The sequence below is a fragment of the Streptomyces sp. NPDC007164 genome (assembly GCF_040634135.1).
GTDB classification, from domain to species: domain Bacteria; phylum Actinomycetota; class Actinomycetes; order Streptomycetales; family Streptomycetaceae; genus Streptomyces; species Streptomyces sanglieri.
In genome coordinates, this window is sequence record NZ_JBEYFB010000032.1 from 22,515 (window position 1) to 35,068 (window position 12,554).

The 12,554-nt window shown below is 69.7% G+C and carries 14 protein-coding genes and 1 pseudogene; 6 read left to right on the plus strand and 9 right to left on the minus strand.

All coding sequences use genetic code 11. The annotated features are described in order from the left end of the window. Window positions 1-144: 144 nt before the first annotated feature. Both ABZ622_RS30180 and thpR read right to left on the minus strand, forming a co-directional pair. On the minus strand, window positions 145-786 hold the full coding sequence (locus tag ABZ622_RS30180) for a histidine phosphatase family protein (RefSeq protein ID WP_360548517.1): 642 nt from the start codon (window positions 784-786) through the stop codon (window positions 145-147). Between the two features lie 39 nt (window positions 787-825). Then, the gene (gene thpR, locus ABZ622_RS30185; RefSeq protein ID WP_360548519.1) at window positions 826-1,452 is read right to left on the minus strand and encodes an RNA 2',3'-cyclic phosphodiesterase; all 627 of its coding nucleotides are present in this window, start codon (window positions 1,450-1,452) and stop codon (window positions 826-828) included. 315 nt (window positions 1,453-1,767) lie between these two features. Here thpR and ABZ622_RS30190 point away from each other — a divergent pair, with 315 nt between their 5' ends. Then, window positions 1,768-2,481, plus strand: a complete 714-nt coding sequence (locus ABZ622_RS30190; RefSeq protein ID WP_360548521.1) for a GNAT family N-acetyltransferase — start codon at window positions 1,768-1,770, stop codon at window positions 2,479-2,481. 467 nt (window positions 2,482-2,948) lie between these two features. Here the strand turns inward: ABZ622_RS30190 and ABZ622_RS30195 are convergent, their stop codons facing one another. Both ABZ622_RS30195 and ABZ622_RS30200 read right to left on the minus strand, forming a co-directional pair. Next, window positions 2,949-3,257, minus strand: a complete 309-nt coding sequence (locus tag ABZ622_RS30195) for a hypothetical protein (RefSeq protein WP_360548523.1) — start codon at window positions 3,255-3,257, stop codon at window positions 2,949-2,951. A gap of 92 nt (window positions 3,258-3,349) precedes the next feature. Further along, the gene (locus ABZ622_RS30200; RefSeq protein WP_360548525.1) at window positions 3,350-4,267 is read right to left on the minus strand and encodes an aminoglycoside phosphotransferase family protein; all 918 of its coding nucleotides are present in this window, start codon (window positions 4,265-4,267) and stop codon (window positions 3,350-3,352) included. 197 nt (window positions 4,268-4,464) lie between these two features. Here ABZ622_RS30200 and ABZ622_RS30205 point away from each other — a divergent pair, with 197 nt between their 5' ends. Continuing rightward, on the plus strand, window positions 4,465-4,881 hold the full coding sequence (locus ABZ622_RS30205; protein WP_360548527.1) for a hypothetical protein: 417 nt from the start codon (window positions 4,465-4,467) through the stop codon (window positions 4,879-4,881). Window positions 4,882-5,052: 171 nt separating this feature from the next. On the opposite strand, the gene ABZ622_RS30210 is transcribed toward ABZ622_RS30205, so the two are convergent. Both ABZ622_RS30210 and ABZ622_RS30215 read right to left on the minus strand, forming a co-directional pair. Next, on the minus strand, window positions 5,053-5,484 hold the full coding sequence (locus ABZ622_RS30210; RefSeq protein ID WP_360548529.1) for a hypothetical protein: 432 nt from the start codon (window positions 5,482-5,484) through the stop codon (window positions 5,053-5,055). Between the two features lie 107 nt (window positions 5,485-5,591). Next, a complete protein-coding gene (locus ABZ622_RS30215) occupies window positions 5,592-6,032 on the minus strand; it encodes a nuclear transport factor 2 family protein (RefSeq protein ID WP_360548531.1) in 441 nt (146 codons plus the stop codon). Window positions 6,033-6,100: 68 nt separating this feature from the next. On the opposite strand from ABZ622_RS30215, the gene ABZ622_RS30220 reads away from it, so the two are divergent. Further along, window positions 6,101-6,667: a TetR family transcriptional regulator gene (locus tag ABZ622_RS30220; protein ID WP_360548533.1), complete on the plus strand. Its 567-nt coding sequence runs from the start codon at window positions 6,101-6,103 to the stop codon at window positions 6,665-6,667. A 138-nt stretch (window positions 6,668-6,805) separates the two neighbouring features. On the opposite strand, the gene ABZ622_RS30225 is transcribed toward ABZ622_RS30220, so the two are convergent. Continuing rightward, window positions 6,806-7,396, minus strand: coding sequence for an SgcJ/EcaC family oxidoreductase (locus ABZ622_RS30225; protein WP_360548535.1), 591 nt, complete (start codon window positions 7,394-7,396; stop codon window positions 6,806-6,808). A gap of 149 nt (window positions 7,397-7,545) precedes the next feature. Continuing rightward, on the minus strand, window positions 7,546-7,881 hold the full coding sequence (locus ABZ622_RS30230; protein ID WP_360548658.1) for an SgcJ/EcaC family oxidoreductase: 336 nt from the start codon (window positions 7,879-7,881) through the stop codon (window positions 7,546-7,548). A gap of 206 nt (window positions 7,882-8,087) precedes the next feature. On the opposite strand from ABZ622_RS30230, the gene ABZ622_RS30235 reads away from it, so the two are divergent. Together ABZ622_RS30235 and ABZ622_RS30240 are read left to right on the plus strand one after the other, a co-directional pair. Next, complete coding sequence (locus tag ABZ622_RS30235; RefSeq protein ID WP_360548537.1) at window positions 8,088-8,594, plus strand: MarR family transcriptional regulator; 507 nt, start codon at window positions 8,088-8,090, stop codon at window positions 8,592-8,594. Window positions 8,595-8,825: 231 nt separating this feature from the next. Beyond that, window positions 8,826-9,023, plus strand: a pseudogene (locus tag ABZ622_RS30240) (helix-turn-helix domain-containing protein); the annotation flags it as partial. A 190-nt stretch (window positions 9,024-9,213) separates the two neighbouring features. Here ABZ622_RS30240 and ABZ622_RS30245 read toward each other — a convergent pair. Beyond that, window positions 9,214-11,151 (minus strand): SMI1/KNR4 family protein, encoded by a 1,938-nt coding sequence (locus tag ABZ622_RS30245; protein ID WP_360548539.1) that lies wholly within the window; start codon window positions 11,149-11,151, stop codon window positions 9,214-9,216. A gap of 233 nt (window positions 11,152-11,384) precedes the next feature. Between ABZ622_RS30245 and ABZ622_RS30250 the strand changes: the two genes are divergently transcribed. Then, complete coding sequence (locus ABZ622_RS30250; protein ID WP_360548541.1) at window positions 11,385-12,233, plus strand: alpha/beta hydrolase-fold protein; 849 nt, start codon at window positions 11,385-11,387, stop codon at window positions 12,231-12,233. Window positions 12,234-12,554 lie beyond the last annotated feature (321 nt).

A 12,554-nucleotide genomic window follows, 5' to 3' on the forward strand; every position in this document is an offset into this window, starting at 1 on the left:
TGAGAAGGGGCCTCTTCGAGCACCCTGAGATGCCGCCACCAGCACACACATCACGGACAGGGCGGACCGGCCAACGGCACCCAGGCATGGAACGGCCCGCCGCCCACGAGGGGCAGCAGGCCGTCGAAACGGGCCAGGTCGAGGTCAGTCGGCGTGGACGGCGTCGAGATGGCGGGTGTCACCAAGGTTGACCACCTGACGGCTGTGGAAGTAGTCGTCTTCGCGCAGCGTGGTGATGCTGCGCGAAGGCGCCCGGAAACTGGCATAGCCGGCCGACTCGACCGGCATCCTGATCCAGGACGTGACGACGAACGTCAGGGAGCCGCCGTGCGTCACGATGATCTGGTGCTCGCAAGGGTGCTGCAGAATCTCGTCCATGGCCGCGTAGATGCGCTGCGCGTACGCCGCCTTGGTCTCCGCGCCCTCCACGCCCTCGTCGTGTTCCATCCGCTCCCCGGCAGCAGGCGGTGGGACGAAGCGCCGGTCCAGCCACTCCTGGGGCCTTCCCCCCCGCCTGCCCGTAGGCTTCTCCCGCAGCCTGCGGTCCAAGTTCGGCTTCACACCGAACAGTTCGGACACTTCCTCGGCCGTCCGCAGGGTGCGCTGCAGATCCGAGGAGAACAGCTCCGCCTCCGCTCCGTCCGGGACCTGGGACCGAAGCGCCCGGGCTATGGAGACGGCCGCACGGACGCCGGTGGGCGTCAGCTGCGAATCGTGCCATCCACCGACGACTCCGTCGACGTGGTGCGTCGCCTCCGGGTGGGTGACGACGTAAAGAGTGCGCATGGATGCCCGGTACGGACTCCGCGAGAGACGTCGAGGTGGTCACACCTCTCCGGGCCGCTGTCGGTCCGTTCGGGATCCGGTGGGGTTCCCGTTGCCGAGGGGCCAGGCCTCGATGTCGCGGTAGTGGATCGGTCCCCGGCTGCGGCCGACGTTGCTGCCGACCAGGTGCAGACGTTCGGCCGGCCACTGACACCCGGCGAATCCGGCGAGCCCCTCGGCGATTTCTCCTGCCGAGGACCGATCCCCTCGGCGGGCACGGGCCAACGTCAGATGGGGGCGCAGGGGGCGATCCTCGAAGGTGACACCGCAGTTCTTGACGGCGGCACGCACATCGGCCGCGAGCATGTGCAGCCCATCGAGGTCTCCGTCGATTCCGCTCCACAGCACCCGGTCGTCGAAGTTCCCGCTGCCGCGCAGTGCCAGACGGATTGGCCGGTGGATCGCCGCGAGGTCGGCGAGCGGCGGGCGCAGGAGCGGAACTGTCTCGACCGGGAGCTCCCCGAGGAACGCCAGGGTGATGTGCCAGTCCTCGATGCGGTTCCATCGCATGCGAGGGTACGTGCCATAGGCGGGGCGCAGTTCCCGGGCGAGTTCTTCTTTCGCGTGGTCGGGCGGGGCGAGCGCGATGAACACGCGAACAGTCGCGGGCTGAGTCTGATCGTTCACACCGGACTTCGTACCGCACCCGGTAGCGGATGCAACGACCCGGGTAGCCACCGCTTTCATGTACCGCCTGTGAAACGCCGCGCCGCAAGGGCCGAAGTGCCGGTTCGGTGTCCTGTCGCAGGGAGCACGGCACAGCGGTCGCCAAGGCGTTCACCTGGGCGAACGGCCCCTGTTCCAGGTGCACGGCTCGGCCCTACTAGAGTCCGATCTCGGACAGCTGATCAGTGAGGCTCCTCGCACCGGCCGCGGTGCCCAGGCGCCGCCGCATCGCACGGCAGCGCACCGCCTCACGCTCAACACGGAAGGCACTGCACCATGGAGGGCAGCAACGCTGTCGTACTGGACGACCCGGTCGGCGCGTCGCTCCGGGGCCACCACGCGCACCTCGCCCGCGGATGCGGCCGGGCCGTCACCTACCTGCCGGAAGTCGCGACCTTCTCCGCGGTGCCCGCCGAACCGGGGCCGGCAGAGTGGGCCGACCTCACCCAACTGCTGGGGCCAGGTGGGTTCGCGGACATGTTCGACTGCCCGTCGATCCCCCCGTCGCACTGGGAACCTGTTTTCGTCCTCGAAGGGCGTCAGATGATCCGGCCTGGCGCCGGCTCTCCCGCCGCTTCCCCGGCCGAGGCCAGAACTGACGTGGTCGAACTGGGCCCGGGCGATGTGCCCGAGATGCTCGATCTGGCCGGGCGAACCCGACCGGGACCGTTCTGGGCGCGCACCCCCGAACTCGGCACCTACCTCGGCATCCGCGACCACGGCACGCTGGTGGCGATGGCTGGGGAACGGCTGCGGCCCTTGGGATGGACCGAGATCAGCGCGGTCTGCACCGCCCCCGAAGCCCGCGGGCGAGGCTACGCCGCCCGTCTGGTCGGCGCACTCGCCGCGCGGATCGTGGCCCGGTACGAGCGTCCCTTCCTGCACGTGGCCGACAGCAACACCGCCGCCATCGCGCTCTACGAACGCCTGGGCTTCGAGACCCGCAGGCCGGTGACGTTCCGCGGGTTCCGCACCCCGGCCGATTCGTAGCGGAGGCTCAGTGAGCGGGGCCGGGGCGAGCACGTATGCAGCAGCTCACCGAGCGGTGAACTGCTGCTGCTCGTACGGTCGGGCGTGGGCGCCCTGACAGGACGGTGCTTCTGGGTCGGTCCTGCGGCCACTTCGCACGTGCCGCAGGGCCGATTGACCGGGTGTACGAGGGCGGCTCCGACGGCGCCGCATGAGATGAGGTCTCCCCCGGGGAAGTGCCGGCCGCCGCGAGCCGGACGGGACTTCGTGGGCACGGCCCGGACGTGCGGATCAGCCCTCGCCCTGGCCGGCGCTGCCCATCGGGCCGACCTCTCTTCTCCTCCTTGCTCCCGCTGCTGTGCCCCTCCCCTGTTCGCAGCCGCCGCCCGCTGCGACAACCTGTAACCGGCGGGCCTTGACTCCAACTGGTGGCACGGCTTCCCGAACCCGCGCCAACCAAGCCCGGGGGCAGCCACCCGGCCGCTTGATCAGGCGATCGGGTTGATGCCCTGGAGGACGTCCCGGGGCTGGAGGTGAAGTTCACTCGCGCCCGTGCCCGTGAGCACGAGGCGAGCGGCGCAGGGCGGGTCCACTTCGGTGACCGTTACCCCGGCGTAGCGTTGGATCTCCGCCAGGGTCAGGTCGACGGCCCGGCCATCTCGGTTCACGCAGTGGAAGTGAGCGCCCAGCCGCGTTGTCGCCAGACATCGCACCACGATGGCGAGCAGATCGGTCCCGAGGATGTCCACCTGCACGATCTGGACCTCGGGTTGCGGCTCAACGAGAGAGGCGGTCATGCTGCCATGGTCCCGGAACGTTCGACCGGCCGGCTCACTTGTCCAGTGCCGCACCCGGCAGCGGGCTCCCGCTGCCGGGTCGAGGGCGTAATTCAGCGGCCGGCCGTTGCGATGAGGCGTCGCAGCGTGGCGTGGGCGGGCGGGCCCCAGGTCGGCTTGCCTCCGGGGCGGCCGTGGACGCCGGCGTCTCCGATGAGGATGCAGGAGAGGGCACGCAGCACCGCCCAGCCGCGGGCGCGGCGCAAGGTCGCGGCGTCCGGGGTCGGCCGGTAGGCCTCGTAGAAGCGGTCGGCGGTACCGTCCGGCAGCAGCACCCAAGGGGCGGCGAGGTCGCAGGCCGGATCGCCCGCGCAGAGGTCGCCGAAGTCGATCACGCCGCAGAAGGTGCCGTCCGCGGTGAGAACGTTGGCCGGGTGCAGGTCACCGTGGAGCCACAGTGCCGGACCGGCCCAGTCGGGCGCGGCGGCGGCGTCCTCCCAGACCGCGCGGACGGCGTCCGGGTCGGGGATCAGCCCCAGCTCGGTGGCCGAGGCGAGCCCGCCGGCGAACCCGTCGGCGTGGTCGGCCAGCGGCCCACCGCGGCCACGGCCGGCAGGCGCCCCGTCGGGGGCCGGGCGGTGAAGAGCCGTCAGGAAGGCGGCCAAGGTGTCGGCAGCCACCTCAGGGCGCGTGGCAGGGGCGCGGTCGGCCGGCTCGCCCGGCACCCAGGTGGTGACGATCCAGGGCCGCGGGAACCGCTCGGAGGGCTCGCCGAGGCGCTGCGGGACGGGGACCGGCAGCGGAAGGTGCGGGGCAAGGGCGGGCAGCCAGGCGTGTTCCTTGCGCAGCAGTTCGTCCGCGGACTGTGTCGCCCAGGGCAACCGGACGGCGAGGTCGTCGCCGAGTCGCCACAGCTGGTTGTCCCAGCCACGCGCGCCGAGCTTCAAGGGCTGATCGGCCAGGTCGGGGTGCTGGTCGCGCAACAGGTCCCGGACCAACTCCGCGGTGATCTCAATCTCGGTGTGGGTCATGCGGAACAACCGTAGTCGGACAGTGATCCACCGTTTATGACGCCCATCACTCTGCGCTGCTCAGACCAAGGGCTGTCCGGTAAATGACCTACGAGTGTGCGCGGGCTCCGTCGGCACGTAACGAGTCGAGTCCAAAAGTGCGACGGCGACTCCTTCTGTAGCCTGTCGATCCATTCGAACGGAGTGAGGGGCTGGGGGTGGACAGGGAGCACCGAAACGGTGGCATCCGGCTTCCTGAGGGGAGCTGGTGGGACTGGGACGTCATCGCCTGGGATCCCGGCCGGCTCAGTCTGGCGGCCGGTTGGGATCTCGCCTATCACCACGGCTTGGAGCTGGTCTTCGACGATCCGGGCTTCGTCAGTTGTCCGGCGACGTTTCAAGATCCGGTCTTCCGGGACCCTACGAGCGAGGAGCGTGCGAGAGTCGCTCGTCAGCTCGGCGAAGAACTGCCGGTCGTCGTCGCCTTCGAAGCGGACGCCGGTGGTCGGGAGCCTGTCTCCTGTCTCGTCGCTGCGGAAAAGCTCAAGATCGTGCGCGGGACCGTTCTGAGGTATTGGCGGGACGACGTTGCCCCTGGTCAGCGCCTCGCACCGTGGGTGCGGCCGCCGAACTAGCCACCGTGACCATCCATCGGCCGATGCTCGAACAGCCCGTGAGCCGCACGCCCCTCACAGCCACCCTTGCCCCTGTCCCTGTCCCTGTCCCTGTCCCTGTCTCTGTCTCTGTCTCTGCACCGGATCAGGACGACTCCGACGCCGTGAACACACCAGGCATATCTGGATCGTTCACGTATTCCTGCCCAAGTCACCGGGGGCGGTCACCCGCTGCCGGCCCGGCCACAGATCGTCATAGGCAGCGTCCATGAACTCGGCCTGCACCCCGCGCAGCGTGGCCGCATCGGCATCGTCGCCCCGGGCCGCTTCGGCAAGCCGGAACGCATAGCGGTAGGTGGCACCACGCAGCGACTCCGTCCTGGCCGCCAGGTCGATCTCGGCCTGCGCGAGCCACAGCTCTTCCGCGAGTTCGTCGAGCCGGCCCTCCTGGACGCCGCCGCCGTCCTGGCCGCCGTCGCCACCCGAGCGGGCAAGCGCCGCCTTCTGCACCCGGGACGCGACGCCCAGGAATTTCAGGATCACGTCCTTGAGCTCGGCGCGATACGCGGCCGACTGCTCGACTTCCAGCTGCCGGGCACTCGCCAGAGTCCCCCAAGATCCCATGTCCGGATTCTCTCAACACCGCCTCGCCCCTCCGCATCGACCTCCGACCGGGCCTGACCGGCGACGACCTCCGAGCACGGAGCCAGCAGTTGCGGAACACCCCACTCTCATCCCCTGGCGCTGGGGACTCCCAAGCTGTCCATGTAGTCGCGGGCCCGCGTGATCAGTCCGTTGTGGACGTGGAGAATCAAAAGGCCGGGGACGGTGAAGTCAGTGGGTCCGGTCGGCAGCGTTCCCACCACAACGTGCTCGGCGATGATCACTTCCGGATCGGCGGTCTCGTAGGCCGCGATCTTCCTGACCTCCTGAACCTGGACGGGGCTTGCACCCCAGGCCGCCCGGTATCCCGCGCGCACCGCCTCGCGTCCCTCGTAGCACGGAGGGAACCCGGTAGAAGTGAACGGGAACTCGTGCACCGCGTCCATGGCATAGAGATCGGCGAGATCGTCCGCGGACTTGTCGAGCATGGCCCGGTAGTAGCGGTTCAGCACCTCGCGAGGGGCGCGAACAGCAGGTGTATCCACATGCGACACAGGGACTCCATTCACTCAACGCTTGTTGACCCGCTCACCGTAGAGTCGGCAGGAAGTTCGGTCAACGGCTGTAAAGTAAATCGGTGTCCACTCCTCGCCAGTCCCGCGCCGACCGCCGCCGAGCGACTGAGGCACGCATCCTCGACAGCGCCCGGGAGCTGTTCGCCGAGAAGGGATTCGATCGCACCACCATCCGCGCCGTGGCGACTGCGTCGACCGTCGACCCGGCTCTGGTCATGCAGTACTTCGGCTCGAAGCGCGAGCTTTTCGACCAAGCCATGCAGGCGTTTCCCGCGCTGCCGGAAACCACTGACACCGACGCGCTCGTCGATCAGCTGCTGGCCACGCTCGGGCTCAAGCTCGGCGGCCTTCCCGAGGGCACGCTGGCGATGATTCGCTCCATGCTCACCGACCCGGCAGCAGCCGATCACGTCCGCGCCGCCCTCGACCGGCAGATCGACAGCGTCAGCACCGCCCTGACCGCGACCGAGGACCCCGAGCTGCGCGCCGCACTGTTCGTCACCGCCTTGCTGGGCATCACCATCGGCCACCAGTTCCTCGGCCTTGCCGCTCTTCGCGAAGTCCCGGCCGACCGCATCGCCGCTCTACTGCGCCCGGCGTTCAAGGCCCTGGCAGGACCTCCGGACTGAAAACGGCGGCGCCTCCGGTGCCTCCTCGTTGCGGGCTACGGCGATCACCGCGTACCCGTGCGGCGAGCCTTCGGGCGAAGGGCCGCCCAATGCCCTCACTGACACCGGTGACCAGGGCTCGGCGCCGCGGGGACTCGGTCACTTCTCGGCCTCGGGCCTGGTGTCGGGGGAGAAGATGAACGAGACACGCTCCATCACCGACTGGCGCTGGGTGTTGTGGAACGCGGCGATGCGCCATTCGCCGTCCGGTTCGCGGACCAGGGTGTAGGTCTGGATCTTGGACAGTTCGTCCGGCTCGTCGCCGGTGTAGGTGTCGCCGCGGCTGGTGACCACGGCGGTGTCCGGGGAGAGGAACCGGACGTCGAGAAAGGAGTCGGCCAGCCTGCTGCCGTCGAGGAACCCGTCGAACAGGGCCCGGTGGGCGTCGGTGATGTCCTTGCGGCCCGTGTAGTGGGTGCCGACGAAGGTGGTGTAGGTGGCGTTCTCGGTGAACTTCTTGCCGTAGGCGTCGGCATCGTTGCGGTCCCAGGCATCGGCCATGGAGTCCAGCACCCCGCAGACCGCCGCGTGGTCCTTCTCGGCCTGCCCCTTCGTCTGTGCGGCCGTGGCCACGGGGGTGACGCGGGTGCATTCGGCCTGGCCGGTGCTGTGCACGTCGGACGTGGCGTCGAGCCAGAGATAGCCGCCGCAGGCGACCCCGGCCAGAGCCAGGGCGGAGTATCCAAGCACGCGCTTGACGCGGCGCCGGCGTGGACGGGGGCCCTTCTCGGGGGCCGGGTCGCTCGCGATCGGGGCGGCAGGTAATTGACGGGTCGTCATGGGTGATCACTCGGGCTTTCCGCGGCCGGCGGCCGCTTCGTGGTGGTGAGCGACGGGGGTTACTTCCGGGCGGCGGCCGGGACCAGGCCCGGGGCGGTCCTGAACGAGATCGCCTCCAGCAGCGGTTTGCGCTTGGTGTTGTGGAAGGCGGCGATGCGCCATTCCCCGTCAGCCTCGCGCACCAGCGTGTAGGACTGGATCTTGGTGAGCTTCTGCGGCCGGCTGCCCTTGTAGGTGTCGCCGCGGCCTGTGACCACGGCCGTGTCCGGCCCGTAGAAGCGGATGTCCAGGACCTCGTCGGCGAGCCGGGTCCCCTTCAGGTGCTTCTCGAACAGCGTGCGGTGGCTCTCCACGATGCCGGCGCGCCCTTGGTAGTAGGTGCCGACGAAGGTGATGTACGCGGCATCGACGGTGAACGGGCGCCGTAAGCCTGCGCGTCATGGCGTTGCCACGCGTCGATCAGCGAGGCGATCACCGCCCTGACCGCGGCCGTCTCCTCGGTGGTAGTCATGCCGCTCCCAGGTGATTAGAATGAAGCAGAATCAGCTTTAAAGCAACATCTGCATGCGTGCAGATATAAATGTAGAGGGAGATGCACCCGATGGCAATCCCGGCACCTGCCGACCCGCATGTGACCTTCCGTCAGTACCTCGACGCTGTGGGGCTGCACGCCTTGGCCGGCGCCGAGGCCGCGGGGCTACAGGCCGGCGAGTGGTACGCGCTGAGCGAGATCACGCTCGCGGGCGGCATGACCTCGGGGGAACTGGCGACCCGCACCGGTCTCACGACGGGTGCCACCACCCGCCTGATCGACCGGCTGGAGCGGGCCGGATACGTACACCGCACCGCCGACCCGGCCGACCGCCGCCGTGTCGTGGTCCAGGCATCGGCCGACAGCCTTCCCGACATCGACGATGTGGTCGGTCCCGCCCGCCGGCGCATCGCCGAGGTCCTCAACCGCTACACACCCGAGCAGCGCGAACTCCTCTTCGACTACTTCGCCCACGCCGCGCCCGCCTACCGTGCGGCCACCGACGAGATCCGCGCAGCGGCCACCCGGCGCCGCAAGCCGGGAAGAAAGCCGAGCGCACCGCCGGCGGCCCCGTAACCGCTCCCCCAGCCGTCCCATGGGGCCCGGATGCTGGACGGAGGCTCCAGCCGGTGTCGCTCAGCGGGCGGTCAGGACCGGGTGCCGGGTGCCGGGTGCGTCCGGGTAGGGCGTCGGCCATCTCTTCAACGACCTGCACACCACGGTGACCTGAGGCGACAACGCGTTGCTGCTGGCCCGCCGCAAGCAACCGCTGTCCCGCAGGACGGCAGGACGGCAGGCGCGGGGCTGGTGCTGACCGAACTGGAGACCCCGGCCTCCACCACCGTGCTGGCCCGTCGTACCGGGCTCTCCGTAGCCGGGGTGTCCCAGTGCCTGACCGCGCTGCGCGACGCGGGTCTGGTCAGCGCCCACCGCGTCGGCCGTTCCGTCCTCTACGCCCGCACCGCCGCCGCCGCCGAAACCCTCCTCGAAGCCGCCTCCACCTGAGAATCGGCGTCGGCCCGAAGGCCACAGGGCGTGTGAGAAACGGCCCGAGGCCCTTCCCCGGCGGGGGAAGGGCCTCGTGAACGAGCGCTGGGCAGGCCTTGCACCTGCATTTCCCCGCAGGAAGCGGGGCGTCTTTCCTTGGACGACCAACGCGAGGTCGTTCGCCGTGTGTTGCGGCGAACTCTCAAGATCAACTATAACGCATGGGGGCGGGCGCCCGCGACCGGTCACCGCCCCCGAAGCCGATGTAGGCATAGGCGAACCCCTCGCCCGAGCGTGGCGCCCGGGTCCAGGAGGTGGTGGTGAGGGTGTGGAGCCTGCCCTGGGTCAGCGCGAAGCGCGGGAGCGCGAGTCCGAGCTCTGCATGCAGGGCCTCCAGCACACGCAGTTCGCGGTCCAGCTCGGTGTCTTCCGGGCGGAACAGCCGTTCGGGGTCCAGGGACCCGGGTATCGCGCCGGAGCGCTGGATCTCCGTGCCCCGCACGGTGAACGCGTAGATCTCCTCGCCCCGTTCGGCCACCGACAGGTGGAACGCGGTCGGATGGTCGCCCGAGGACGTGCGCCTCGGGTCGCGCCACACCACCACCGCGCGGCCGGACGAGGAGGCGGCCGGAGCGGGCGACAGGAACAGATTGTTCAGGTGGCCGGAGTGGCCTGCGAAGGCGAAGGCCCACGCATCCGCGGTGCGGCCGACGGCGACCACGGCCCGGTCCTCCCAGAGTTCCACCCCCTCCCGCTCATGGGGCCTGGGTGCCCGCCAGGACGCCTTGCCCGGATCCGTGGGCGCGCTCAGTCCGGCGCCTTCCTCGCCGATCAGGTCGGGCAGTCGGGAGGGGTCGATTCCCTCGGCCCAGACACAGCGGTATCCGTCGAGCGGCCACCGGTTCGCCGCGGGCTCCGTCAGCCAGGCGAGCCCCGGCGGGTCGAGATCGGGCACCGGCTCGGGAGCGGGGCCCGTCTCCCCGGCCCGCGGGGTCGCGAGGATCTCCCGCCCACGCTCCGGCGTGATCAGCGGACCCAGGACCGGATCGGCGAGCAGGCCGATCGGGGCGATCAGCAAGGGCCCGGGCGCTTCCCACGACGGGAGCGCGTCCCGGAGCACCCGCCATGCGGCGTCGGTCGCCCCCCAGCGGGCCGACTCCCGGGCCTCGGTGACGGCCCGGCCCCATGCGCCGGGAGGCGCGTAGCAGTAAGTACCGTCCCGCATCGTGCTCAGTACAGCTTCGGCGGTCTCCCGGGTGGCCCCGCGGGCGGCCATCATCCCGAGCCAGTGGTCGTCCCCGCCCAGCCGCCATTCGCCACGGGCCGGCGTCATGGCCTCCACGGGCAGAATCTCGGGCAGGTAGCACGGGTCGGACACCAGATGGCCGTAACCCTGGGAGCTGTGCGGAGCCAGCAGATGCCGGATCTGGGTCAGCAGGGCGGCGCTCCGTGGCCGTCCGAAGGACAGCGCTTCCTCCAGCAGGGGCAGGGCCTCCTCGTAACGTCCGCGCAGGGCCAGCAGATGGGCTTCTTCCACGTGGGCGTCCTGGGCGCGCGTGGTCGCGTTCTCGAAGTCGGGTCTCTCCACCCGGACGGAGTGGAATCCCCGGTACATGGCCTCCATGTACGCGCGGAACGACGGATACCGGTCCGGCAGTTCACCGCCCCAGCCCTTGTAGACGTAGAGCGCCCATTCGCCGTCCTGGTCGCTGTCGCCCGGGTCGAGCAGGGCGTACGACATGTCGGAGTCCGTCTCCAGCCGTAGCGCCCGCTGCCACATGCCGGCCAGCAGGACGTCCTCCTCGCGCGGGTTGTCGCCCAGGTTCTCCTCGTACATCGGGGTCATGTCGTACGGATCCTGGAACCAGTCGATGTCCGCGGCGCCGCCGAGCTGATAGACCCCGGCCATCTGGTCCACGTGCCACCCGTCGCTCACGGACAGGAACTCCCGGTACGAGGGCGGCAGCCGCCGCCCCAGCCGCTCCTCGGCCGCAGCGATCGCTGCCTCGTCCGCCCCGGGCCTCCCCAGAGCGGCGACGGCCTGCCCGCCGTCCTCGCTCTCGCCCTCGTACTCGTCCTCGCGCGGAACCCACTCCTCCTGCCAACGTCCCAGGAACTCGTGCCAGTCGAAAGAATCGCCGCTCATGCCCGGATGATGTCATCCGGCACTGACATTGCCCCTGGCCCTTGGGTCCGGTGGTCGTGGCTCGGGTCCACGACGGGATCGGTGCCGCGTCGTACGACGCCCTCCGAGAGCAGGCCGACGAGCTCGCCGGGCATATCGGCTCCGACCGGCCTCGACGCTTCGCTGCGACCGCCACCTCGCACCGGCTCCTAACCCCCTTGAGCCAGGTCCCGGTCTCTCCTAGGTTGGCCCGTGTGACGATCGAGGTGCCCTACCAGCCGCTCCCGATTCATCAGTCGGACGTTCGTTACGTCCATGGCCCCGACTCTGTTGCACAACCCGGAGTGCGCGCCGGTGAGACGATCGAGTTCGACTGGAACGACAGCGTGGTCTATCCCAGGACGTCCCGGAAATTCTGGATCCACGTGCCCGCGCGTTATACCCCTTCCGAGCCGGCGTCGCTCGTGGTGTTCCAGGACGGATGGTGGTACCTCGATCCCGATGGGGAAGTCCGCGGCGCGATCGTCCTGGACAACCTCGTCCAGCATGGAGACATCCCGGTCACCATCGGGGTGTTCGTCGACCCCGGCATCATCCCCGGCGCCGAGAATCCGAAGAACCGCAATGTCGAGTACGACGCATACGACGACCGGTACGTCGGTTTCCTCCTCAGCGAGATCATCCCCGAGGTCACGAAGCGCTACTCGATCACCGAGGACCCCGGTCAGTGGGCCGTCTGCGGTGGCAGCAGCGGCGGCAACTGCGCCTTCACCGCGGCATGGTTGCGCCCCGACAGGTTCAGCCGGGTCATCGCCTTCCTGTCCAGCTTCACGCAGATGCCGGCCGGCAACCCGTACCCCGAACTCATTCCCCGCGTTCCCCGCAAGCCGCTACGAATTCTCCTGCAGGCGGGCCATCGCGACCTGCACTGGAACGAGCGCGAGAGGAATTGGCTGGCCGGCAATCTGCGTGTCGCGACCGCGCTCGCGGAAGCCGGCTACGACTTTCGGCTGGTCCTGGGCGACGGCGGCCACAGCCCCAACCACGGTGGCGTCCTGCTCCCCGATGCCCTTCGCTGGCTGTGGCGGTCCGAGGAGCGCTGAGTGCCGTCCAGGTGTGGGTCGACAAACCCTGAGCACCGGGGAAGCGATCTGCTCGGCCGACCATGAGGTTGTGCCGCAGGACGAGATCGGGAAGGGCTACGAGTCACGGAGGACGAGGCCGCCCGTCACCGGCCCGCCCCATCCCCCATCACCACATCGTCCGACGCCACCGGGCTCGGCCGCGACGGTCTGCGGACCGTACGTGCCGAGGTGCCCCGAACCACCGGAGCGCGGACAGGGGTGAATCCTTTCGCGCCCGCCGCGCCTCTCATATGCGTGCGGACGACCGCGTCCGCCCTGCACCCCACCGGGAGGAACCCA

Coding starts and splice junctions, on each gene's coding strand:
- ABZ622_RS30180 (WP_360548517.1), bottom strand. CDS start 786: ATGCGCACTCTTTACGTCGTCACCCACCCGGAGGCGACGCACCACGTC.
- ABZ622_RS30190 (WP_360548521.1), top strand. CDS start 1,768: ATGGAGGGCAGCAACGCTGTCGTACTGGACGACCCGGTCGGCGCGTCG.
- ABZ622_RS30195 (WP_360548523.1), bottom strand. CDS start 3,257: ATGACCGCCTCTCTCGTTGAGCCGCAACCCGAGGTCCAGATCGTGCAG.
- ABZ622_RS30200 (WP_360548525.1), bottom strand. CDS start 4,267: ATGACCCACACCGAGATTGAGATCACCGCGGAGTTGGTCCGGGACCTG.
- ABZ622_RS30210 (WP_360548529.1), bottom strand. CDS start 5,484: ATGGGATCTTGGGGGACTCTGGCGAGTGCCCGGCAGCTGGAAGTCGAG.
- ABZ622_RS30235 (WP_360548537.1), top strand. CDS start 8,088: ATGGCAATCCCGGCACCTGCCGACCCGCATGTGACCTTCCGTCAGTAC.
- ABZ622_RS30245 (WP_360548539.1), bottom strand. CDS start 11,151: ATGAGCGGCGATTCTTTCGACTGGCACGAGTTCCTGGGACGTTGGCAG.